This is a genomic window from Massilia sp. BAP21, from assembly GCF_057801335.1.
On sequence record NZ_CM173596.1, the window covers coordinates 5,125,274 to 5,146,277 of the forward strand.

Here is a 21,004-nt window from a genome sequence, read left to right on the forward strand (position 1 = left end):
CTGGACAGTTCAAAGCAGCGCGCCCAGCTCCACTTGTATCTTGATCATCGCCGGCAAGCAGCGTTCCACCATCTGCGCCACCGGTAGCCGGCCGGCATGCACGCTGACGTTCATCGCCGCCACCACGTCGCCACGGAAGTTGCGCAGCGGGACGGCCACCGTGCGCAAGCCCAGCTCCAGTTCCTGGTCGACCAGCGCATAGCCCTGCGCCCGCGCCCGCGCGATTTCCAGCGCCAAGCGCTCCTTGTTGACGATGGTGTGCTGGGTAATCGGCTCGGGCTCGGCGCGCTCGAGAAAGCGCGCGATCTGCTCTTGCGGCAGGCTGGCCAGCAGTATGCGGCCATTCGCGGTGCAGTAGGCCGGCACGCGCGTGCCCGGCTGCAGCGTGGCCGACACCAGCTGGCCGGCACTGACCGCTGCCACGCAGACCAGTTGATCATGGTCGAGTACGCCAACCGAGGCAGCCTCGCCCAGCGAGTAGGCCAGCCGGTACAGCAGCGGCTGGGCAATGCGTGGCAGGCGCGCCGAGTGCAGGTAGGACTGCCCGAGCCGCAGCACGGCCGGCGTCAGCGAAAACAGCTTGTTTTCGTGGCGCATGTAGCCGAGGTGGGTCAGCGTGATCAGGTAGCGGCGGGCCGCGGCGCGGGTCAGGCCGGTGGCTTCGGCCACCTCGGCAATCGTCAGGCGCGAGCGCTCCTGGTCGAAGGCTTCGATGACTTTCAGGCCCTTTTCCAGGCCGGCGACGAGGTCGCGTTCGAGAGGTGCTTCGCTGTCTTGGGCCATGTGAGCAGAAAATCCACGATTTGTGCGATTATCGCACAATCCGTGCGCTCTGCGAATGCCCCGGTCGCGCCGCCGCTTGTGGTCAGTTGCGCGATTGCCTACCATTTTTGGCACCAAGACCAAAGCGAAGGAGACACGCCGTGAAATTCGATACCGTCGAACCGGGCACCTGGCCGGAACTCATCTATCCCCCGTATAAATCCACCGTCAAGCGAGGCCCCCTGCAGCCGAACCTGCGCATCGAGGCGCCGGTGCCGGTGTCGCAGAACATCGCCGCCACGCCGCGCATCCTGCTGCCGCACGACGCCGACCTGACGGCGCACGGCGAATCCGAGCCACTGGGCGAAAAGATCGTGGTCACCGGCCGCGTGCTCGACGAAGACGGCAAGCCGGTGCGCAATTCGCTGGTCGAAGTCTGGCAATGCAATTCGGCCGGCCGCTACTGGCACAGCCGCGACCAGCACGCCGCACCGCTCGACCCGAACTTCTATGGCCTGGGCAAGATGCTGACCGACGACGACGGCCGCTACCGCTTCGTCACCATCAAGCCCGGCCCCTACCCCTGGGGCAACCACGACAAGGCCTGGCGCCCGGCGCACATCCACTTTTCGTTGTTCGGCAACGTGTACGCCCAGCGCCTGGTGACGCAGATGTACTTCCCGAGCGACCCGCTATTCGACTACGACCCGATCTTCCAGAGCATCCCCGACGAGGCGGCGCGCCAGCGCCTGGTTTCGCGCTTCAGCCAGGAGCAGACCGTGGGCGCCGAGATGCTCGGCTACGAATTCGACATCGTCCTGCGCGGACGCAACGCCACGCCGATGGGCCTGTAAGGAGACGACCATGGAAAACATCACTGCAAAGATCACGACGTCCCAAACCATCGGCCCGTTCTCGCACGAAGCCTGGAAGTGGGCCACCGACGCCGCGCAGCCCGGCACCCTGAAGATCGACGGCCCCAGCATCCTGGTCAGCGGCGTCATCTACGACGGCGACGGCAACCCGATCAACGATGCCCAGATCGAAGCCTGGATGCCCGATGGCGCCGCCATCGAAGCCGAGCAGGCGATTCCCGGTTTCCGCCGCGTGCCGAGCGGCGCCGATGGCGAGTTCAGCATGCGCGTGCCGCTGCCGCAGCCGGCCACGCGCGGCGAGCCGGTCATGTACGTGACCGTGTTCGCGCGCGGCCTGGTCAAGCACCAGTTCACTGCCGTCTTCCTCGAGGACGACACGGGCCTGGCCCAGTCGACCATCCTGAACCAGGTCCCGGAAGAGCGCCGCGCCACCCTGCTGGCGCGGAAAACCGGCGACGAGCAGTATCATTGGGACATCTGGATGCAGACCGAGAAGGAAACCGTCTTCTTCGATTATGCCTAAGCCTACGCATCAACCACGGGAGCCTGCATGAGTGTGTCGATCTTCGACAGTTTCCTGACCACGCCCGACATGATCGCCGCCTTCGACGACGCGGCGGTCGTGCAGGCGATGTTCCGTTTCGAGGCCGCCCTGGCGCGGGCCCAGGCCGAGGAAGGCCTGATTCCAAAGGCCGCCGCCGGCGCGATTGCCGGCGTGTGCAATGCCCAGCTCTACGACATCCCGGCCCTGATCGTCGCCGGCCGCCGCGCCGGCAGCCTGGCCATTCCGCTGGTGAAGGAGCTGACCAGGACCGTCGGCCTCTACGACGAAGCGGCGGCGCGCCACGTACACTGGGGCAGCACCAGCCAGGACGTGATCGACACGGCGATGGTGCTGGTCACGCGCGAGGCGCTGCAATTGCTCGACGACGGCCTGCACGACCTGTGCGGCCATTTGCTGCGCCTGGCGGACGCGCACCTGGCCACGCCGGTGCTGGCGCGCACGCTGATGCAGCCGGCCCAGGTAACCAGTCTCGGCTTCAAGGCCGCCGGCTGGCTGGCGCCGCTGGTGCGCGCACGGGCGAGACTGCGCGAGGCGGCGTCGCGCGCGCTGCAGCTGCAACTGGGCGGCGCGGTTGGCACGCTGTCGGTGATGGGCCAAGCCGGGCATGCGGTAGCCGAACGCATGGCGCGCGAACTGGGGCTGAAGGTGGCGAACGCGGCCTGGCATACCCAGCGCGACGAATGGGTGCGGCTCGGCATGGAAGTCGCCGTACTCACCGGCAGCCTGGGCAAGCTCGCCACCGACCTGAGTTTGATGGCGCAGGGAGAAATCGGCGAGCTGGCCGAGCCATCCGGCGGCGGGCGCGGCGGCTCCTCGGCCATGCCGCACAAGCGCAATCCGGTGTCGGCCATGATCACGATTGCAGCGGCGCGGCGCACGCCCCAGCATGCGGCGGCGCTGCTGGCCTGCATGAATGGGGAACACGAGCGCGGGCTCGGCAACTGGCAGGCGGAACTGGCCGAGTGGCCGCAACTGTTCCTGTCGCCGCACGGCGCCCTGCGCGCGCTCGACGAAGCCTTTGCCGGCCTGAAGGTCGACAGCGAGCGCATGCTGGCGAACATCCACGCCCTGCACGGGCTGGTGTGTGCAGAAGCGGCTTCAAACTACCTGGCCTCGGCCGTCGGCCGCCCGAAGGCGCATGCGCTGCTGGAAGACCTGAGCGGCCGCGCCGCCGCCGGCAAGCGCGGCCTCGACGAACTGCTGAAGGAGGCGGTGCAGGCCGATCCGGCCCTGGCCTCTCACGTCGACCTCGACAAGCTGTCCAGCATCTTCGACCCCGCCACCGCCGCCCTGCCCGCGCGCCGCCTGGCCGAGCGCCAGTTGGACGCACTGCGCGCCGACATGGCCGCCTTCGGCCACCACCACCCTTTTCACGAGTGATTGACAAACCATGAGTTTCGACCCGATTGACCACGACTTCGAACGCGGCCTGCAAAACCGCCGCAATGTGCTCGGCGACGCCTGGGTGGACCGTTCGCTGGACAAGGCCACCGCCTTCAACGCCGACTTCCAGAATTTCATTACCCGCTTCGCCTGGAACGAGATCTGGGGCCGGCCCGGCCTGGACCACAAGACGCGCCGTGCGATCGTCCTGTCGATCACGATCGCGCTCGGGCGCTGGGAAGAATTCGAGCTGCACGTGCGCGCGGCGCTGCTGGGCGACGAAGACAGCCGCCTCACGCCCGACGAGATCAAGGAAATCCTGATGCAGTCGGCCATCTACGCGGGCGTGCCGGCGGCGAATACTGCCTTTACGCATACGCTGGCGATCCTGCGCGAGGTGGGCGATCAGATTGGGTACGTGCTGGAGCCTGCCGCCCCGGCCGATGCAAGCCACAGCGGCATCGGGCGCGAAGGCCGCACCGCCAGCAGCCCGGTGCTGCACTACAGCGTGCGCGAGCCGCGCAGTGGCAAGGCGCCGCGCCAGACGGTGGTGCTCAGCCACGCGCTCGGCTGCGACCTGACGATGTGGGACGCGCTGGCCAACACCCTGGCGCTTGAACACCGCGTGATCGCCTACGACCACCGCGGACATGGCAGCTCGGATGCGCCCGACGCCCTGTACTCGATGGCGGACCTGGCCGACGACGCCGCGCGCCTGCTGCGCGAACTCGATACCGGGCCGGTGGTGTGGGTCGGTTTGTCGATGGGCGGCATGGTCGGCCAGGAGCTGGCGCTGCGCCATCCTGCCCTAGTGCGCGCGCTGGTGCTGGCGAATACCACGAGCGGCTACCCGGAAGCCGCGCAGGCGGTCTGGGAGCAGCGCATCGCCACCGTGCGCGAACAGGGAATCGAGGCGATTGCCGATGCGGTGATGGGGCGCTACTTCCACGATGGCTTCCGTGCGCAGAAGCCCGGCACCGTGGCGCGCTTCCGCCGCCGCGTGGTGAGCACCGATGCGGTCGGCTATGTCGGCTGCTGCAATGCGGTGGGCAAGGTGGATACTGGCTCGCGCCTGGGTTCGATCACCGTGCCGACGCTGGTGATTGCCGGTGAACTGGACCAGGGCACGCCGGTGGCGATGGCGCAGGCGCTGGCCGATGGGATTCCCGAAGCGCGGCTGGTGGTGCTGCAGGAGGCGTCGCACCTGAGCGCGATCGAGCAGCCGCAGGCGTTCGAGGAGGCGGTGGTGGGCTTCGTTACCTGGATCTGATCCGGGCGGCCGGTGTGATGCTAGGATGACGGGTCTTCCTTCGCATCCATCGGAGCGGTCATGGTCCTGCATCCCCGGCACACCTACGTTCATCTGGCGGAAGACGGCGCCGCGCGCACGTTTTCCGCCGCTGATTTCTGGCAGCTTCCCGAGTCCGAGGCCGAACAAAGCGGCCAGGGCTGGCTGATCAGCGAGTACGCGTTCACCGAAGATTGGCCGACCTGGGAGATGCATCCCGAAGGTGACGAATTCGTTTACTTATTATCGGGCGCGGTGGAGTTGTTGCTGGAACGTGCCGGGATGATCGAGCGCATTGCCGTGGATGGCACCGGCGCCGTCGTCGTCCCGCGCGGCGTCTGGCACACCGCCAAGGTCCGCAGCCCAAGCCGCATGCTGCACGTCACACGAGGCGCCCGCACCCAAACCCGCCCCGTGTAGGGTGGACACCCGTGTCCACGCTGTCCGGCACCTGCAAATCGAAACACCGCCCGATAGGATCGGGATGCCAGCACGGTTCCGTAGGGTGGGCTCTCGAGCCCACGCGGTGCGGCATCGGCAAGTCGAAACACCACCCGGTAGGGTCGGGGCGCAGGCACAGAGATAGGTTCGCGGGCGATACCTCGCTGCCACAGGTGTAAGCAAACGCACGTAACCGCGTGGGCACGTCCTTGATGCCCCCGGCATCAAGGACCCCACCGTACGGGGAAGATTCCGGATTCTACAAGTCCAGCACCAGCACCGGCGTCTTCGCCCTTGAACAGCAGGGCGTAAACTGATCGTTCGCCGCCTGCTCCTCTTCGGTCAAATACATGTCGCGGTGATCCGGCACACCCTCGATCACGCGCGTCAGGCAGGTCCCGCACACCCCCTCCTCGCAGGAATACGGAATCACCACACCCTGCTCTTCCAGGATCTTGATCACCGTCTTCCCGGCCGGGATCGTAAACGTCTGCCCGCTCGACGCCAGTTTCACCTCGAACGACCCATCCCCGCTGGTATCCACCGCCGCCGCACTGAAATACTCCACGTGCAGCTGCGCCGCCGGCCAGCCCTGCGCCTTGGCCGTGTTCATCACATACTCGATGAAGCCCTGCGGACCGCAGACGTAGACGTGCGTACCCTCTTCCGGCTTCGCCAGCAGCGTCGCCAGGTCGAGCTTCTGCCCCGCCTCGCCGCTATCGTAATGAAACTGCACCTGCGCCGCGAAGCCGCAGGTGGCCAGGCGCTCCTTGAACGCCGCCTTCTCCGGCGAACGGGCGCAGTAATGCATCTCGAAAGCAGCGCCCCTGGCTGCCAGCGATTCGGCCATCGCCAGGATCGGCGTCACCCCGATCCCGCCGGCCAGCAGCACGGTGCGCTGCGCCTCGACCAGCGGAAAATGGTTCTTCGGCGCGCTGATCTGCAGGACCGATCCGAGGTCCACGTGATCGTGCATGGCCTGCGATCCGCCGCGCGAGTCGGCGTCGCGCAGCACGCCGATCTGGTAGCGGTGGGTCTCGCCCGGTGCATTGCAGAGCGAGTACTGGCGGATCAGGTTCCCGGCCAGGTGCACGTCGATGTGGGCGCCGGCCTCGAAAGGCGGCAGGGCCTGGCCGTCGTTGCGCACCAGCTCGTAGCTGCAGATGCCGTCTGCCTCGCACACACGGTTCGCCACCTTCACTTCGATGGTGCTCATGCCGCCACCTCCTGCTGTTGCGGACGCTCGCGCGCCAGCCAGGCGTCGATGATGCGGCGCGACTGCACGCCGCCGGCGTCGATGTTCAGCATCAGGAGTCTACGGTCCGGGTGGCGCAGGATGTTCTGCTGCTGCAGTTCCAGCATCTCGCGGTCTTCGCTGAAGATCTTGCCCTGGCCGGTGCGGATGGTGTCGGTTAGCGCCGCGTCGTCCGGCTTGAAGTTGCGCGCCATGCCCCAGAAGTACCAGTGCGAGGTTTCGGTTTCGGGCGTGATGAAGTCGACCACGATGCTCGACGCCTTGCATTCGGCCGGCGCGTGGTAGCCGCCCTTGCCCGCGTGGGCCACGCCGACCTCGATCATCACGTGGCTCGGCGCGTTGAAGCGGCAGATCTGCCAGCGGTCGACGGGCACATCGTCGGCCAGGCCGTTGCCGCGCAGGGCCGCCTGCCAGAACGGCGGTGGCATGATGTTTTCCATGAAGCGGCTGGTGACCACTTGCTCGCCTTCGAGCTTGGTGGTCACCGGCGCCTCGTCGATTTCCTTCTGGCCGATGGACGAGGCATGCACGTAGGTTTCGTGGGTCAGGTCCATCAGGTTATCGACCATCAGGCGATAGTCGCAGTTGATGTGGTACAAGCCGCCGCCGTAGGCCCATTCCGGGTTATCGGCCCACTCCAGGTGGTGGATGGTGGCCGGGTCGGCGAGCGCCTTGTCGCCCGGCCAGACCCAGATGAAGCCGTAGCGCTCTTCGACGGCGTAGCTGCGGATGCAGGGGAAGCCGCGCACGCGCTGGCCCGGCATGCTGATTGCCTTGCCTTCGCAGCCCATTTCCAAACCGTGGTAGCCGCAGACCAGGTTGCCGTCACGGACGAAACCGAGCGACAGAGGCGCGCCGCGGTGCGGGCAGAAGTCTTCGACAGCAGCGACCTTGCCGCCTTGTCCGCGGTAGAACACGATCTTTTCGCCGCAGATCTGGCGGCCCAGGGGTTTGCCTTCGATTTCGTCGGGGGTGCAGGCCACGTACCAGGCGTTTTTCGGGAACATCGTTGTCTCCTTGATGGTTGTGCTTTATATTCAGTGTACTGAATGTGGAAAAAAGTATTACGCGTTTGCGGGACAAAGTAAACTGCGTTTTCAAACTTTTTGATGGTGCAGCGCACCAGATTTAGACGGGAAATATGCCGACAGAAAAAGCACACGAAAACCAGGGCAAGATGCTGGATTTGTACGAACATCCGGGGCACTTACTGCGGCGGGCGCAGCAGATTTCGGTGTCCCTGTTTTACGACGAAATGGGCGATGAATTGACGCCGGTGCAGTATGCGATCCTGAGCCGGCTGGCCGAGCATCCGGGGATCGACCAGGTGTCGCTGGCGGGGCTGGCGGCGATCGATACCTCGACCGGGGCGACGGTGTGTGCGCGGCTCGAGGAAAAGGGGCTGCTGGAGCGGAAGGTGTTGCCGCATAATCGGAGGCAGCGGGCGTTGACCATTACGGCTGCGGGGACGCGGTTGTTGCAGGGGCTGGTGCCAGGGGCGCAGAAGTTGCGGGATCGGTTGCTGGCGCCGCTCAGTGAGGCGGAACAAGCGCAATTCATGGAATTGTTGGGTAAGCTCGTGCGCGAGAACAATGGGCAAAGCCGGGCGCCGTTGACTTTGTAGGGTGGGCACCTGTGCCCACGCGGTCTCATCGAATTCGCATCGGCGCCGCCAATCAATACCGATCGCGTCCGCTAATGGGGCTGTTGCCTGTGCCGTTATTGGTATGTTAAATCCGCGTGGGCACGAGTGCCCACCCTACGGGAAACGCCGGTGACTACCGGTCAGGAAACCCAGTCTCATCGAATGATCAGCGGCGCCGCAAATCAACACCGCATGCTTGCGCTAATGGGGCTGTTGCCTGTGCCGTTATTGGTGTGTTGAATCCGCGTGGGCACAGAGTGCCCACCCTACGGGAGACGTTCCGGACTGGCGGTTGTGAAAACCGCGTCTCCTATCTTTAATCCACGCCTGGGTCCTTGAACTTTTCGACCTTATCGAACTCGACGTTGTAGATCCCGCCATCGACCTGCTCGGCCTTGCGGATGTACACCGTCTGCACGATATCGCGCGTGGCGGGATCGATGCTCACCGGCCCGCGCACGCTGTTCCACGACAGGCCCTTCATCGCTTCGACCAGCTTCGGCCCCGTGCTGTCGCCGTTCGTCTTCTTCAGCGCCGCATACAGCATCTGCATGCCGTCGTACGCGCCAACGGCGTGGAAGTTCGGCCGCATGTCCTTGTTCGCCTTGGTGAATGCAGCAACGAAGGCCTTGTTCTCGGGCGACGGGTGGGCTGCCGAGTAGTGGTGGCTGCTGACCACGCCCAGCGCGGCCGGGCCGATGCTTGGCATCAGGTCGTCATCCAGGACGTCGCCGGTGGCGATCAGCTTGATGCCGGCGGCAGCCAGGCCGCGGTCGGTGAACTGCTTCAGGACGGCGGCGCCCTCCCCCGATGGCACGAACACGAACACGGCGTCCGGCTTGGCATCCTTCACGCGCGCCAGGAAAGGCGCGTAGTCGGGGTTGCGCAGCGGTGCGCGCAGCGAGGCGACGATCTTGCCGCCGGCCGCGGTGAAGTCTTGCACGAAGACCTTTTCGGCATCGATGCCGGGGCCGTAGTCGGAGACGAAGGTGACCACCGACTTGATCTTGTTCTTTGCCGCCCACTGGGCCATCGGCGCGGTGACTTGCGCCAGCGTGAAGCCGCTGCGCACGATGTAGGGCGAGCGCTGCGGGATGACCGAGGTGGCGGCGTTCATGACGATCATCGGCACCTTGGCTTGCGTGGCGACCGGAGCGGCGGCAAAGGCCAGCGGCGTCAGGCCGAAGCCGGCCAGCACCTGCACCTTGTCGCGCGCGACCAGTTCCTGGGCCAGGCGCTTGGTGACGTCGGGCGAGACGCCGCCGTCGTCCTTCAGGATGATCTGCACCTGGCGCCCGGCGACTGTGTTGCCGTTTTGCTGGAGGAAGAGCTTCACCGCCGCGTCGACCTGGCGGCCGGTGGAGGCGAAGGGGCCGGACATGGGGACGATCAGGCCGACTTTCAGGGGTTCTGCGGCGTGGGCGGTGAAGCCGGCGGTGAGCATGGCGGCGCCGAGCAGGATGTGGCGGCGGGTGGTGTTCAGTTTTGACACGTTGTCTCCTCGTTTCTATGTGATACCCGTTCGGGTTTGTAATACCGATACATCCGTAGGGTGGACGGGTTCCCCGTCCACGCGTCGATAGTTGACAGCGAGATAAACGAGCAGATAATCGGAGCCGATAACGATCAACGCGTGGACGGCGAAGCCGCCTCTCGCGGCCCGGTCCACCCTACGCAACTGCAACCAGACGATCGAGCTTCTCGCCATCGGCCAGCAAGCTGGCCGAATCCGAGTCATGCACAATCCGCCCCCGGTCCAGCACGATCGCACGCGAGGTCAGCGACAGGGCCAGCCGCGCATGCTGCTCGACCACGATCACCGACATGCCCTCATCCGCCACCAGCCGGCGGATCACGCGCACCAGTTCCTGCACGATGATCGGCGCCAGGCCTTCCATCGGCTCGTCCAGCAGCAGGATGCGCGGGTTCGTCATCAAGGCCCGGGCAATGGCCAACATTTGTTGCTCGCCACCAGACAATTGATTACCCATATTCGCGCGACGTTCGTGCAGGCGCGGGAAAATCTCGTAGATCTTGGCCAGGTTCCATGGCCCCGGCCGTTCTACCACGGTCAGGTGTTCCTCGACCGTCAGCGACGGGAACATGTGGCGCTCCTGCGGCACCCAGCCCAGCCCCGAGCGCGAGCGTTGATAGGTCGGCACGCGCGCGATGTCGCCGCCGGCCCAGCGGATCGCGCCCTTGTGCAGCTTGGTCAATCCCATCAGCGTCACGAGCAGACTGGTCTTGCCGACGCCGTTGCGGCCCAAGAGTGCCAGGCTGTCGCCCTCGTTCATCGCGAACGACACATCCTCCAGAACGATCGATTCGCCGTAGCCGGCGGTCACGCGGTCCAGCGCAAGCAATTCAGGCATGTTCGGCCTCCCCCAGATACACTTCCTTCACGCGCGGATCGGCCGCGATTTCCTCGGGCGTCCCTTCGGTCAGCACCTTGCCGCCCACCAGCACCGTGATGCGGTCGGCGAAGCGGAACACCAGGCCCATGTCGTGCTCGATGAAGAGCACCGTCACGTCGCGCGGCAGGCCGGCGATGACCTCGAACAGTTCCTTGCTCTCGGCCGAGGGAATGCCGGCCGCCGGTTCGTCCAGCAGCAAAATCGTCGGCTTGGTGGCCAGCGCCAGGGCAATCTCCACGAGGCGCTGCTTGCCGTATGCCATGCTGCGCGTGATGCTGTTGGCTTCCTTCGTGAGCTTGAGCGTGGCCAGCAGCGCCATCGCTTCCTCGACCACGTCGGCGTGGTTCGCCACCGTCTTCCACCACACCTTTTGCAGGCCGCGCCGCTCGCAGATCGCCAGCATCACCGATTCCAGCACCGTCATGCCGGCGAACAGGGTATTGATCTGGAAGGTGCGGGTCATGCCGCGTTTCACGCGCTCGTGCTGGGCCAGGCGGGTGATGTCCTCGTCGCCCAGGAACACCTTGCCGCTCGACGGCGGAAAGCCGCCGGTGAGCAAATTGATGAAGGTGGTCTTGCCGGCGCCGTTCGGGCCGATCAGCGCGTGGCGCGCGCCCGGCTCGAAGCGCAGCGAAATATCGGTGTTGGCCTTGAAGCCGCCCCACTGCTTGCAGAGCGCTTCGGTGCGCAAGGTCATGGTCATGCTGCCTCCGAACGTTTGAAACGGGCGACGATCTTCTCCAGACCGCCCAGGATGCCGCCGCGTGCGAACAGCACGATCAGCACCAGCAGCAGGCCGATGTAGAACTGCCAGTAGGTCGGGTCGAAGCCCGAGATCTTGTCCTGCGCGATCATGAACACGGCCGCGCCGACGAGCGCGCCGTACAGGCGCCCGGTCCCGCCCAGCACCAGCATGATCAGGAGTTCCGCCGAACGCGGGAAGCCGAGTACGTCCAGGCCCACGAACTGCGTGGTCTGGGCCAGCAGCGCGCCGGCAATGCCGGCCACCGCTGCGGCGAGCGTGAAGATGGCCACCAGGCGGCGGTCGACGTTCGCGCCGATGGCCGGCATGCGCCGCCCGCCTTCGCGGATGCCGCGCAGCGACAGGCCGAAGGGCGAATTCACCACGCGCCGCATGGCGACGAACAGGATGAACAGCACGGCGAAGCTGTACCAGAAGGCCGTCTTGCCGAACAGGTCGAACTCGAAGGTGCCGAACAGCGGCTCCATCACCATGCCCGACAGACCGTCGACGCCACCGGTGATGAAGGCGGCCTTGTTAGCGGCCTCGAACAGCATCAGGCCGATGCCGAGCGTGACCATCAGGCGCGCCAGGTCCTGGCCGCGAATCACCAGGAAGCTGACGATGAAGCCGGCCACCGCCGCCACCAGCGCCGCCGCCAGCAGCCCGGAGATCGGCTCGCCCCAGCCATGCACCGACAGCAGGCCGGCCGTGTAGGCGCCCAGCCCGAAGAAGGCGGCGTGACCGAGCGAGACGATGCCGGCATACCCCAGGATCAGGTCGAGCGACATCGCGAACAGGCCGATGATCATGATCTGGCTGATCAGGACCAGGTAGTCCGGGAAGAAGAAGTAGGAGGCCACCGGCAGCAGCCAGAACACGATTTCCAGCGCCTTCCAGCGGTCATTCGGCAGGCGCAGCGCGCTGTGGTTCACAGGCTGGGAATCGGCCGCTGCCGGCGTATCGGTGGCAGCCTTGGCCTTGAGGGCCGTCGTCGAATAGGCGTTCATGCTTTCCTCCGTACCAGGCCAAACGGGAACAGGATGAGCAGCACCACCATCAGCGTGTAGATGACAAAGGCGCCCACTTCCGGCACATAGTATTTACCGGCGACGTCGAACACGCCGAGGATCACCGCCGCGATCAGCGGCCCCTTGATGGAACCGGCGCCGCCCACGGCGACCACCAGCAGGAAGTAGACCATGTACTTGATCGGGAAGCTCGGGTCCAGGCCCAGCACGTCGATGCCGAGGCCGCCGCCCAGGCCGGCCAGGCCCGAGCCCAGCGCAAAGGTGAGCGAGAACACGCGGCTGACGTTGATGCCCAGGCCCTCGGCCGCCGTCTGGTTGTCGACCGAGGCGCGGATCTGGGCGCCGAAGCGGGTACGCTCGATCAGCAGGTAGAGGCCGAAGGTAATCAGGATCACGACGGCGATCAGGAACAGGCGGTAGGCGCCGAGGTCGAGGCCGAGCACGTGCACCTGGCCGCGCAGCCAGTCCGGCAGGTGCACCGGCTGCTGGGTGGGGCCGAACAGGAAGGTGGCGCCGGCCACCGCCATGAAGGTCAGGCCGATCGAGAACAGCACCTGGTCGAGGTGGGTGGCTTTATACAGCTGGCGGTACAGGGTGCGTTCCAGCACCAGGCCGACCACGGCCGCGGCGACGAATGCCAGCGGCAGCGTGGCCAGGAAAGGCAGGCCCAGCTTGCTGAGCAAGGTGACGCAGACATAGCCGCCGACCATGGCGAAGGCGCCGTGGGCCAGGTTAATGAAGTTCATCATGCCCATCGTGACCGACAGGCCGACGCTGATCAGGAACAGCAGTGCGCCGTAGGCGACGCCGTCGAATAGCACGCCGATGAAATTGCCGATCATGGCAGCCTCCCGGGTACGCAAGTTATATACGTCATGTTTGTCTCCTGCTTCTCTTCTGCTTCTTTTTTTGTGGTTGCGGGTGGATCAGACGCGCTCGATGACCATGGCGATGCCCTGCCCCACGCCGATGCACATCGTGCACAGCGCGTAGCGCCCGCCGGTACGGTGCAGCTGGTACATCGCCGTCGTCACCAGGCGCGCGCCGCTCATGCCCAGCGGGTGGCCCAGGGCGATGCCACCGCCGTAGGGGTTCACTCTTGGATCATCATCCGCAACGCCGAGTTCGCGCAACACGGCCAGGGCTTGCGATGCGAACGCTTCATTGAGTTCGATGATGTCCATCTGGTCGATTGTCATTCCCAGCTGGGCCAGCAGTTTCTTCGACGCCGGCGCCGGGCCGATGCCCATCACCCGCGGCGGCACGCCGGCCGTGGCCATGCCGACGATGCGGGCACGCGGCGTCAGGCCATGTTTGGCTGCCGCTTCGGCGCTGGCGATCAGCACGGCGCAGGCGCCGTCGTTCACGCCCGACGCGTTACCCGCGGTGACGGAGCCTTCCGGATGCACCACGCCCTTCAGCCTGGCCAGCGCTTCGAGGCTGGTCTCGCGCGGATGCTCGTCGTGCTCGAATTTGATATGGTCGCCCGCCCCCGCTGCGCGACGGCTCTGCGGAATCAGGACCGGCACGATCTCGTCCGCGAACAGGCCTTCCTTCTGCGCGCGCGCCACCTTCTGCTGGCTGGCCAGGGCAAAGCGGTCCTGGTCTTCGCGCGACACCTTGTAGTCGACCGCCACGTTCTCGGCCGTCTCCGGCATCGAATCGGTGCCGTACAGGTGCTTCATCTGCTTGTTCGGGAAGCGCCAGCCGATGGTGGTGTCGTAGATCGTGGCCTGGCGCGAGAAGGCGGAATCCGCCTTGCCCATGACGAAAGGCGCGCGCGTCATCGATTCGACGCCGCCGGCGATCATCAACTGGGTTTCGCCGGCCTTGATGGCGCGCGCAGCGATGCCGATGGCGTCCATGCCCGAGCCGCACAGGCGGTTGACGGTCGTGCCCGGAACGTCCGGCGGCAGGCCGGCCAGCAGCGAGGCCATGTGGGCGACGTTGCGGTTGTCTTCGCCGGCCTGGTTGGCGCAGCCGTAGATGACGTCGTCGACCTGCGTCCAGTCGACGGAAGGATTGCGCGACATGAGTTCGCGCAGCGGGATGGCGCCAAGGTCGTCGGCCCGCACGTCCTTCAGTGCGCCGCCGTAGCGGCCGATCGGGGTGCGGATGGCGTCACAAATGAAAGCGTCGGTCATGCTGGGTCTCCTGATTCAGGCGGCAGCAAAGGCGCCGCGGTAACAGCCTGCAGTTCGTAAAGGCTCAGGCCCGGCGCCATTTCGCGCACGCGCAGGCCATGCGGGGTAACGTCGAGGACGGCCAGGTCGGTGTAGATACGGTTCACGCAGGCCACGCCGGTGAGCGGATAAGTGCATTGCCGGACCACCTTGCTCTCCCCGGTCTTGGTCTGGTGGTCCATCATTACGAACACCTGCTTGGCGCCGATGGCGAGGTCCATCGCGCCGCCCACGGCCGGAATCGCATCCGGTGCGCCGGTGTGCCAGTTGGCCAGGTCGCCCTTTTCCGACACCTGGAAGGCGCCCAGCACGCAGATGTCGAGGTGGCCGCCGCGCATCATGGCAAACGAATCGCCATGGTGGAAATAGGCGCCGCCCGTGAGGATGGTGACCGGCTGCTTGCCGGCGTTGATCAGGTCTTCGTCTTCCTCGCCCTCGAGCGGGGCCGGGCCCATGCCGAGCAGGCCGTTCTCGCTGTGCAGGAAGACTTCGCGATCGGCCGGCAGGTAGTTGGCCACCTTGGTCGGCAGGCCGATGCCGAGGTTCACGTAGGCGCCTTCGTGGGTGTCCTGGGCAACGCGCGCGGCGATCTGGTCCCTTGTAAAGCGGTTCTGGATACTCATGCTGCCTCCTTCACGACGCGCTGGACGAAGATGCCGGGCGTGACAATGACTTCCGGATCGAGTTCGCCCAGCGGAACGATCTCCGCCACCTGGGCAATGGTGATCTTGGCGGCCATCGCCATGATCGGGCCGAAGTTGCGTGCGGTCTTGCGGTACACGAGGTTGCCCCAGCGGTCGCCGCGGTGTGCCTTGATCAGCGCGAAGTCGGCGTGGATGGGGGCTTCCAGCACGTAGTGGCGGCCGTCGATCAGGCGCGTTTCCTTGCCCTCGGCCAGCAGCGTGCCGTAGCCGGTGGGCGTGAAGAAGCCGCCGATGCCGGCGCCGGCGGCGCGGATGCGTTCGGCCAGGTTGCCTTGCGGGGTGAGTTCGAGTTCGATTTCGCCGGCCCGGTACAGGGCGTCGAAGTGGTGGGAATCGGTCTGGCGCGGGAAGGAGCAGATGATCTTGCGTACCCGCTTGGCGGCCAGCAGTGCGGCCAGGCCCGTGTCACCGTTGCCGGCGTTATTGTTGACGATCGTGAGGTCACGCGCGCCCTGCGCGATGAGAGCGTCGATCAGCTGCGCCGGCATGCCCGCATTGCCGAAGCCGCCGATCATGACGGTCGCCCCGTCGTGCACGTCGGCGACGGCACGCTCCAGCGATTGGTAGGTTTTGTCGATCATGTCTCCGCCTTGGGGCCGGAACCATCCGGCCCACTTGAAATGATGTTGCCGTTGTTCGATAATCGAACTATTGTTTGATTACCGCCCAACGCAGTGTAGTAGTAGCGTGGCCGAAAGGTCAAGAAAAAAGACCAATCGAAGCGCACCCTACTGCATTACAATCCCGCCATGACAAATATTGCGATCACCAACAACGAGGCCGACAGCCCGGAGACACTCGACGCCGGCGAGGAGCGCGAGCTCAGCATCGCCGAGCAGATCGACGCCCTGACCGACCCCAGTTTCATGACCTCGCTGGCGCGCGGCCTGGCCGTGGTGCAGGCCTTCAGCGACTCGCGCAAGCCCCAGACCATCGCCCAGATCAGCCAGAAGACCGGCATCCCGCGCGCGGCCGTGCGCCGCTGCCTGTACACGCTGCAGCAGCTCGGCTACGTCGACGCCGAGCACAACAACTTTTCGCTGCGGCCGAAGGTGCTGACCCTCGGCTACTCCTACCTGTCGTCGACGCCGCTCACCGTGTCGAGCCAGCCCTACCTGAACAACATCAGCCGCGAGCTGGGCGAATCGAGCTCGCTCGCCGTGCTCGACGACGGCGAAGTGCTGTACGTGGCACGCGCCGCCACCACGCGCGTGATGTCGGTGGCGCTGAACACCGGCAGCCGCCTGCCCGCCTACTGCACCTCGCTGGGCCGGGTGATGCTGGCCCACCTGGCGCCGGACGAGCTGAACGCCTACTTCGCCAGGACCCGCCTGAAGGCGATGACCGACAAGACCGTCACCACGCAGAAGCGCCTGCGCGAGATCCTCGCCGGCGTGCGCCAGAGCGGCTACGCCATCAACGACGAGGAACTGGAACTGGGGCTGCGCTCGATCTCGGTGCCGGTGCGCGGCGCGTCGGGCCAGGTGGTCGCGGCGCTGAACGTGGGTGCCCAGGCGGCCCGCGTCAGCGTGGAGCGGATGCAGGGGGAGTTCCTGCCGGTGCTGCTGCGCGGGGCGCAGGAGCTGTCAGTGCTGTTGCCCTGATGGTTGCCGGACGTTCGTAGGGTGGGCTCTCGAGCCCACGCCGTACTGCGCATGCATCTCGAAATGCGTCTGCAGTTCGTAGGGTGGACTCCCGAGTCCACGCGGTACTGCGCGTGCATCTCGACATGCATGCATAGGCAGGCCTGCATGCAGGATCCGGTCATGTCACGCTTAGCGATATGCACAGGTACGACAGCGTGGACTCGGGAGCCTGCGCGGCCCGGTCCACCCTACGAAGTACAACACCGCCGCGGTGCAATAAGAAGTACCGTAGGGTGGGTTCTCGAACCCACCAGGTAGCACCGTAGCCGGTCAATCAGAAGTGGTGCCGCAGCCCCAGCATCACACCGTTCTGGGTCTTGCCCGCACCCACCGAGCCGCCCGCATCCAGCGCCACCGCCGAGTTGCCGTCGTTGTCCATGCGCCCGATCGCCGAATACAGCACGGTGCGCTTCGACAGCGCGTAGCTCAGGCGCGCGACCAGCATGGTGACGTCGTCGTCGGAGTTCTTCGTGTTGCGTGCCGCTGCCTGGACATCGATCACGAAATTGTTAACCGGGTGGCTCACGCCCAGGTACCACAGTAGCGACTCGGTCTGGCCGGTGGCCGCATTCGTTTCGCGGTCGATGGCGCCGCCGCCGATCTTGGTCGGGCCGATCATCAGGTAGCCGTTGACGGTGGTGCGGATGTCGGTGTTGTTCGCGCTGGTCAAGCCGCCGGCTGCGCCGGTGTTGCCGTTCAGGCGGTCGTAGGAGGCGTTCAGGCCCCACTGCTTGTTCTCGTAGCCGAGCAGCGCCGTGTACTGGCGGCAGGCCTTCGAGTTGCCGGCCACTTCGCCGGCGCAGTTGGTGGCGGCCGGGCCGCCGGCGGCGGAGGCGTCGCGCCCGAAGCTGTAGGTGGCGCCCACCACGACGCCATTGAAGTTGCCCATGTAGCCGATGGCATTGTCGCTGCGCGCGTTCGGCAGGTAGGGGTCGATGCTGCCGATGGCGAACAGGTGCGGACCGAGGACGTCGGTCTTCAGGCCGGAGATATAGGTCATGTTGTTCTGGCGGCCCAGGGTCAGGATGCCCCAGTCGCCCTTCAGGCCGACCTGCGCGGCGCGGCCGAACATGCGCCCGCCCTGCTGGGACGAGCCGTTGTCCATGGCCAGCCCGCTTTCCAGCACGAAGAACGCCTGCAGTCCACCGCCGAGTTCCTCGCTGCCCTTGAAGCCGATGCGCGAGGGGAAGGAGCTGGTCAGCGACGGCACCTTGGTGTTGGAATCGCCGGCAGCGTTGACATTGGTCAGGTGGGCGACACCGCTGTCGACGATACCGTAGACCTGGACCGAGGTCTGGGCGTGGGCAGAAGTGCTTGCGGCGGCGGCGGCGAGGCCGCACATCAGCGCGGCGGCGCTGGACAGGACGTTCTTCATGTTGTCTCCATGGGTTTATTGGTATGGCGTGTGCGATTACCGAACAAGAGGTTGTTAATCGAACGCTAAAACGATACTATTGTTGTCACGTAACCTTGTCAACAATATGCTTGAGTCATTTTTTGATGAGGTTGCGACATGGCGACGACATCGCCGGCGCGCACACAGACGACAAGCAGAAGACAAGCAGACCAACCGACAGGAGACCAGCATGCAATCGAAGACCATCGCGGCGCTCGCCGTAGCCACCGCCTTTGCTACCACGTTCGCCGCACCTGCGGCCTGGGGCCAGGACACCATCAAGGTGGGCGTGATCGCCTCCTTCTCCGGGCCGTTTGCCGACTACGGCAAGCAGATGCAGGGCGGGATCAAGGCCTGGATGGCCCAGCATGGCGACAGCGTCGCCGGCAAGAAGATCCAGATCATCTACAAGGACACCACCGGCCCCTCGCCGGAAATCGCCAAGCGCCTGGCGCAGGAACTGGTGGTGCGCGACAAGGTCGACTTCCTGGCCGGCTTCGGCCTGACGCCGGAAGCGCTGGCCGTGGCCCCGATCGCACAGCAGGCGAAGAAGCCGATGATCATCATGAACGCGGCCACTTCCATCATCACCACCAAGTCCGACTACATCGCGCGCTTCTCGATGACGCTGCCGCAGATCTCGGCGCCGATGGGCGACTGGGCGCTGAAGAACAAAATTAAAAACGTGGCGACGGTGGTGGCCGACTACGGCCCCGGCATCGATGCCGAAAAGGCCTTCAGCGACCGCCTGGTGAAAAACGGCGGCAAGGTGGTGGAAGCGATCCGCGTCCCGCTGCGCAACCCGGAATTCGCGCCCTTCATCCAGCGCATCAAGGATGCCAAGCCGGACGCGGTGTTCGTGTTCGTGCCGGCCGGCGAGCAAAGCATCGCCTTCATGAAGGGTTACCGCGAGCGCGGCCTGGCCGCTGCCGGCATCAAGGTGATCGCCACCGGCGACCTGACCGACGACCACGTGCTGCCGGCGATGGGCGACAACACCCTGGGCGTGATCACCACCTTCCACTACTCGGCCGCGCACAAGTCGCCCGAGAACGACGCCTTCCTGAAGAACTTCGCCGCCACCAACCCGCAAGGCGGCCGCCCGAACTTCATGGCCGTGGCGGCCTACGACGGCATGAACGCGATCTACCAGGTCAGCAACAAGCTGGGTGGCAAGATCGACGGCACCAAGGCGATGGCGGTCTTGAAAGGCATGAAAATCAACAGCCCGCGCGGCCCGATCTCGATCGACCCGGCCACGCGCGACGTGGTGCAGACGGTGTACGTGCGCAAGGTGGAAAAAGTCAACGGCGAACCCTACAACGTCGAGTTCGACCAGTTCCCGAACATGAAGGACCCGGGCAAGCAATAAGCAGCCGGATCAGGTCTGACATCCGGACACGAGCCCAGCCTTGGTATGGCTGTGCTTGTGTCCAGGGCACTGCGTGCGGGCCTCAGGGCTGGGCCTTTCCTCCCGCCTCTCCCGCCTTGCGCACGGTCGCCACCAGCACCGGGAGCGACCAGGCGCCGCCCGGCGCCACCATCCGGCAGTCGCCAGTGTCGCCCTCGCTGGTCTGGACGAAGCGCCTGCCGTCCCAGGTCCAGGATTCGTACGCCCAGCAGTCGCCCAGGCCGCGTCCCTTGTGCGATCCGCTGATGGTGCCGCCCTCGTACTCGGAGCCGGCGGTCGTGACCAGCTGCGGGGCATACGGAGGATTGGCGTTGACGACCCAGTAGGCATAGCCCTCGTTGTAGGCTCCGCGCCAGCAGAGCATGGAGGCCAGCAGCTTGCCGCCCGTCAGGCGGCTTACGCTGATCTCGGCGGGTTTGCCCTCGCTATCCGTCGATTCCGTGCACGTTTGGTCGTCCACCTGCAGGGCCTTGCGCAAGGCGGCGAGGCGCTCCTTTGGCAGGTCGATCGTCTTGTCGTCGAGCGCGGGGGGCACCACCACGGGTTCGGCCAGGGCCGGCAAGACGCTGCTTTCGGGCTTCGCGCCCTTGCGCATCACGGCGCCGGGCGTGCCGATGCGTCCCTGGAATTCGTCCATCTTGAGCAGCACAGCCGCCGCACCCGCGTCGGACAGGCGCCAGGTGCGGGCGCCGTCGGTCCATTCGATCTTGCTGACGCGCGTGAGCGCGGCCAGCAGGGCCTGGGTCTGGGCTGGCGACAGGCCGACGGTCCAGTCCTCTTCCGGCACCATGAGCTTGCCGTAGGCCTTGCCGTTGATCTTCATCGTCGGCGCCAGGGTCTTGGGCAGGGATTTGGCGGTTGCATCGTCCATGTAGGTGCCGAACTGCACTTCGCCCTGCACCGGCGTGTTCGGTCCCGCCTTGCGGGTCAGGAGCACCGACACGGCCAGCGGTTCGGGTTCGCTGTCGTCTTCGCCGCTCCTGCCGATGTAGTAGCCGGCGGCGCGGCAGGTACGGGTATTGTCGCAGGCGATTTCCCAGTCGCCGTGGGAGAACTTCAGCTTGGGCAGGTCGGCGGCGCTGGCGTGAGAGGCGCCGGCCAGGAGGAGCAAGCCGGCGCATGCGGCGATCGTTCTGTTCATGGGCCTCAGGGTGTGTGTGAACCCGGTGCGGCGTGGCGCCGGGCGGTCGGAAACCAGAGTCTACGTTGCTGTTGTTTTCGCGGCAAGCTTTCGCATGCAGCTCATCGGGCCGGCACGGCGCG

At 65.8% G+C, this 21,004-nt stretch carries 21 protein-coding genes; 8 read left to right on the forward strand and 13 right to left on the reverse strand.

Annotated elements, in window-relative coordinates; genetic code table 11:
- Positions 1–9: 9 nt before the first annotated feature.
- Complete coding sequence (locus ACWYRN_RS22585; RefSeq protein ID WP_488690003.1) at positions 10–783, reverse strand: IclR family transcriptional regulator domain-containing protein; 774 nt, start codon at positions 781–783, stop codon at positions 10–12.
- A 140-nt stretch (positions 784–923) separates the two neighbouring features.
- Between ACWYRN_RS22585 and pcaH the strand changes: the two genes are divergently transcribed.
- Genes pcaH through ACWYRN_RS22610 form a run of 5 tightly spaced genes read left to right on the forward strand, consistent with a single transcriptional unit; the run spans position 924 to position 5,293 of the window.
- Positions 924–1,616, forward strand: a complete 693-nt coding sequence (gene pcaH, locus ACWYRN_RS22590) for a protocatechuate 3,4-dioxygenase subunit beta (protein ID WP_488690005.1) — start codon at positions 924–926, stop codon at positions 1,614–1,616.
- A 10-nt stretch (positions 1,617–1,626) separates the two neighbouring features.
- Positions 1,627–2,160: a peptidase associated/transthyretin-like domain-containing protein gene (locus ACWYRN_RS22595; RefSeq protein ID WP_488690007.1), complete on the forward strand. Its 534-nt coding sequence runs from the start codon at positions 1,627–1,629 to the stop codon at positions 2,158–2,160.
- Between the two features lie 27 nt (positions 2,161–2,187).
- Complete coding sequence (gene pcaB, locus ACWYRN_RS22600; RefSeq protein ID WP_488690009.1) at positions 2,188–3,582, forward strand: 3-carboxy-cis,cis-muconate cycloisomerase; 1,395 nt, start codon at positions 2,188–2,190, stop codon at positions 3,580–3,582.
- Positions 3,583–3,592: 10 nt separating this feature from the next.
- Positions 3,593–4,855, forward strand: a complete 1,263-nt coding sequence (gene pcaCD / locus ACWYRN_RS22605) for a bifunctional 4-carboxymuconolactone decarboxylase/3-oxoadipate enol-lactonase PcaCD (protein WP_488690011.1) — start codon at positions 3,593–3,595, stop codon at positions 4,853–4,855.
- Positions 4,856–4,915: 60 nt separating this feature from the next.
- Entirely contained in the window at positions 4,916–5,293 is a 378-nt protein-coding gene (locus ACWYRN_RS22610) for a cupin domain-containing protein (protein ID WP_488690012.1), read from the forward strand.
- Between the two features lie 280 nt (positions 5,294–5,573).
- Here ACWYRN_RS22610 and ACWYRN_RS22615 read toward each other — a convergent pair whose 3' ends face one another.
- Together ACWYRN_RS22615 and ACWYRN_RS22620 are read right to left on the reverse strand one after the other, a co-directional pair.
- Positions 5,574–6,530 carry a PDR/VanB family oxidoreductase gene (locus tag ACWYRN_RS22615; protein ID WP_488690013.1) on the reverse strand — a complete coding sequence of 319 codons (957 nt, stop codon included), beginning with the start codon at positions 6,528–6,530 and terminating at the stop codon, positions 5,574–5,576.
- Positions 6,527–7,576 carry an aromatic ring-hydroxylating dioxygenase subunit alpha gene (locus ACWYRN_RS22620; protein ID WP_488690014.1) on the reverse strand — a complete coding sequence of 350 codons (1,050 nt, stop codon included), beginning with the start codon at positions 7,574–7,576 and terminating at the stop codon, positions 6,527–6,529. Before ACWYRN_RS22620 ends, ACWYRN_RS22615 begins: the two co-directional genes overlap by 4 nt.
- 134 nt (positions 7,577–7,710) lie before the next feature.
- On the opposite strand from ACWYRN_RS22620, the gene ACWYRN_RS22625 reads away from it, so the two are divergent.
- Positions 7,711–8,193 (forward strand): MarR family winged helix-turn-helix transcriptional regulator, encoded by a 483-nt coding sequence (locus ACWYRN_RS22625; RefSeq protein WP_488690015.1) that lies wholly within the window; start codon positions 7,711–7,713, stop codon positions 8,191–8,193.
- Between the two features lie 337 nt (positions 8,194–8,530).
- On the opposite strand, the gene ACWYRN_RS22630 is transcribed toward ACWYRN_RS22625, so the two are convergent.
- The 8 genes from ACWYRN_RS22630 to ACWYRN_RS22665 all read right to left on the reverse strand — a co-directional run bounded on the left by ACWYRN_RS22630 (position 8,531) and on the right by ACWYRN_RS22665 (position 15,869).
- Positions 8,531–9,658 (reverse strand): ABC transporter substrate-binding protein, encoded by a 1,128-nt coding sequence (locus ACWYRN_RS22630; protein WP_488692870.1) that lies wholly within the window; start codon positions 9,656–9,658, stop codon positions 8,531–8,533.
- 226 nt (positions 9,659–9,884) lie between these two features.
- On the reverse strand, positions 9,885–10,586 hold the full coding sequence (locus ACWYRN_RS22635) for an ABC transporter ATP-binding protein (protein WP_488690016.1): 702 nt from the start codon (positions 10,584–10,586) through the stop codon (positions 9,885–9,887).
- Positions 10,579–11,331, reverse strand: a complete 753-nt coding sequence (locus tag ACWYRN_RS22640) for an ABC transporter ATP-binding protein (RefSeq protein WP_488690018.1) — start codon at positions 11,329–11,331, stop codon at positions 10,579–10,581. The genes ACWYRN_RS22635 and ACWYRN_RS22640 overlap by 8 nt, the downstream gene beginning before the upstream one ends.
- Positions 11,328–12,380, reverse strand: coding sequence for a branched-chain amino acid ABC transporter permease (locus ACWYRN_RS22645; RefSeq protein ID WP_488690019.1), 1,053 nt, complete (start codon positions 12,378–12,380; stop codon positions 11,328–11,330). The genes ACWYRN_RS22640 and ACWYRN_RS22645 overlap by 4 nt, the downstream gene beginning before the upstream one ends.
- A complete protein-coding gene (locus tag ACWYRN_RS22650; protein ID WP_488690021.1) occupies positions 12,377–13,243 on the reverse strand; it encodes a branched-chain amino acid ABC transporter permease in 867 nt (288 codons plus the stop codon). The genes ACWYRN_RS22645 and ACWYRN_RS22650 overlap by 4 nt, the downstream gene beginning before the upstream one ends.
- Before the next feature lie 84 nt (positions 13,244–13,327).
- Positions 13,328–14,545, reverse strand: a complete 1,218-nt coding sequence (pcaF, locus tag ACWYRN_RS22655; RefSeq protein WP_488690022.1) for a 3-oxoadipyl-CoA thiolase — start codon at positions 14,543–14,545, stop codon at positions 13,328–13,330.
- Entirely contained in the window at positions 14,542–15,207 is a 666-nt protein-coding gene (locus ACWYRN_RS22660) for a CoA transferase subunit B (protein ID WP_488690024.1), read from the reverse strand. Before ACWYRN_RS22660 ends, pcaF begins: the two co-directional genes overlap by 4 nt.
- Entirely contained in the window at positions 15,204–15,869 is a 666-nt protein-coding gene (locus ACWYRN_RS22665) for a 3-oxoacid CoA-transferase subunit A (protein WP_488690025.1), read from the reverse strand. The genes ACWYRN_RS22660 and ACWYRN_RS22665 overlap by 4 nt, the downstream gene beginning before the upstream one ends.
- A 168-nt stretch (positions 15,870–16,037) precedes the next feature.
- Here ACWYRN_RS22665 and ACWYRN_RS22670 point away from each other — a divergent pair, with 168 nt between their 5' ends.
- Positions 16,038–16,892: an IclR family transcriptional regulator domain-containing protein gene (locus ACWYRN_RS22670; protein ID WP_229435822.1), complete on the forward strand. Its 855-nt coding sequence runs from the start codon at positions 16,038–16,040 to the stop codon at positions 16,890–16,892.
- Between the two features lie 316 nt (positions 16,893–17,208).
- Here the strand turns inward: ACWYRN_RS22670 and ACWYRN_RS22675 are convergent, their stop codons facing one another.
- Positions 17,209–18,309, reverse strand: coding sequence for a porin (locus ACWYRN_RS22675; RefSeq protein WP_488690026.1), 1,101 nt, complete (start codon positions 18,307–18,309; stop codon positions 17,209–17,211).
- Between the two features lie 211 nt (positions 18,310–18,520).
- Here ACWYRN_RS22675 and ACWYRN_RS22680 point away from each other — a divergent pair, with 211 nt between their 5' ends.
- Entirely contained in the window at positions 18,521–19,702 is a 1,182-nt protein-coding gene (locus ACWYRN_RS22680) for an ABC transporter substrate-binding protein (protein WP_488690027.1), read from the forward strand.
- Positions 19,703–19,784: 82 nt separating this feature from the next.
- Here ACWYRN_RS22680 and ACWYRN_RS22685 read toward each other — a convergent pair whose 3' ends face one another.
- Positions 19,785–20,882, reverse strand: a complete 1,098-nt coding sequence (locus ACWYRN_RS22685; RefSeq protein WP_488690028.1) for a DUF1176 domain-containing protein — start codon at positions 20,880–20,882, stop codon at positions 19,785–19,787.
- Positions 20,883–21,004: the final 122 nt, after the last annotated feature.

What these genes read in the sequence shown, in the direction of transcription:
- ACWYRN_RS22620 (WP_488690014.1), bottom strand. Translation starts at nt 7,576, where the DNA reads ATGTTCCCGAAAAACGCCTGGTACGTGGCCTGCACCCCCGACGAAATC.
- ACWYRN_RS22635 (WP_488690016.1), bottom strand. Translation starts at nt 10,586, where the DNA reads ATGCCTGAATTGCTTGCGCTGGACCGCGTGACCGCCGGCTACGGCGAA.
- pcaB (WP_488690009.1), top strand. Translation starts at nt 2,188, where the DNA reads ATGAGTGTGTCGATCTTCGACAGTTTCCTGACCACGCCCGACATGATC.
- ACWYRN_RS22675 (WP_488690026.1), bottom strand. Translation starts at nt 18,309, where the DNA reads ATGAAGAACGTCCTGTCCAGCGCCGCCGCGCTGATGTGCGGCCTCGCC.
- ACWYRN_RS22680 (WP_488690027.1), top strand. Translation starts at nt 18,521, where the DNA reads ATGCAATCGAAGACCATCGCGGCGCTCGCCGTAGCCACCGCCTTTGCT.
- ACWYRN_RS22685 (WP_488690028.1), bottom strand. Translation starts at nt 20,882, where the DNA reads ATGAACAGAACGATCGCCGCATGCGCCGGCTTGCTCCTCCTGGCCGGC.
- ACWYRN_RS22650 (WP_488690021.1), bottom strand. Translation starts at nt 13,243, where the DNA reads ATGATCGGCAATTTCATCGGCGTGCTATTCGACGGCGTCGCCTACGGC.
- pcaF (WP_488690022.1), bottom strand. Translation starts at nt 14,545, where the DNA reads ATGACCGACGCTTTCATTTGTGACGCCATCCGCACCCCGATCGGCCGC.
- ACWYRN_RS22615 (WP_488690013.1), bottom strand. Translation starts at nt 6,530, where the DNA reads ATGAGCACCATCGAAGTGAAGGTGGCGAACCGTGTGTGCGAGGCAGAC.
- pcaCD (WP_488690011.1), top strand. Translation starts at nt 3,593, where the DNA reads ATGAGTTTCGACCCGATTGACCACGACTTCGAACGCGGCCTGCAAAAC.
- ACWYRN_RS22665 (WP_488690025.1), bottom strand. Translation starts at nt 15,869, where the DNA reads ATGATCGACAAAACCTACCAATCGCTGGAGCGTGCCGTCGCCGACGTG.
- ACWYRN_RS22595 (WP_488690007.1), top strand. Translation starts at nt 1,627, where the DNA reads ATGGAAAACATCACTGCAAAGATCACGACGTCCCAAACCATCGGCCCG.
- ACWYRN_RS22640 (WP_488690018.1), bottom strand. Translation starts at nt 11,331, where the DNA reads ATGACCATGACCTTGCGCACCGAAGCGCTCTGCAAGCAGTGGGGCGGC.
- ACWYRN_RS22660 (WP_488690024.1), bottom strand. Translation starts at nt 15,207, where the DNA reads ATGAGTATCCAGAACCGCTTTACAAGGGACCAGATCGCCGCGCGCGTT.
- ACWYRN_RS22670 (WP_229435822.1), top strand. Translation starts at nt 16,038, where the DNA reads ATGACAAATATTGCGATCACCAACAACGAGGCCGACAGCCCGGAGACA.
- ACWYRN_RS22645 (WP_488690019.1), bottom strand. Translation starts at nt 12,380, where the DNA reads ATGAACGCCTATTCGACGACGGCCCTCAAGGCCAAGGCTGCCACCGAT.
- ACWYRN_RS22630 (WP_488692870.1), bottom strand. Translation starts at nt 9,658, where the DNA reads ATGCTCACCGCCGGCTTCACCGCCCACGCCGCAGAACCCCTGAAAGTC.
- ACWYRN_RS22610 (WP_488690012.1), top strand. Translation starts at nt 4,916, where the DNA reads ATGGTCCTGCATCCCCGGCACACCTACGTTCATCTGGCGGAAGACGGC.
- ACWYRN_RS22625 (WP_488690015.1), top strand. Translation starts at nt 7,711, where the DNA reads ATGCCGACAGAAAAAGCACACGAAAACCAGGGCAAGATGCTGGATTTG.
- ACWYRN_RS22585 (WP_488690003.1), bottom strand. Translation starts at nt 783, where the DNA reads ATGGCCCAAGACAGCGAAGCACCTCTCGAACGCGACCTCGTCGCCGGC.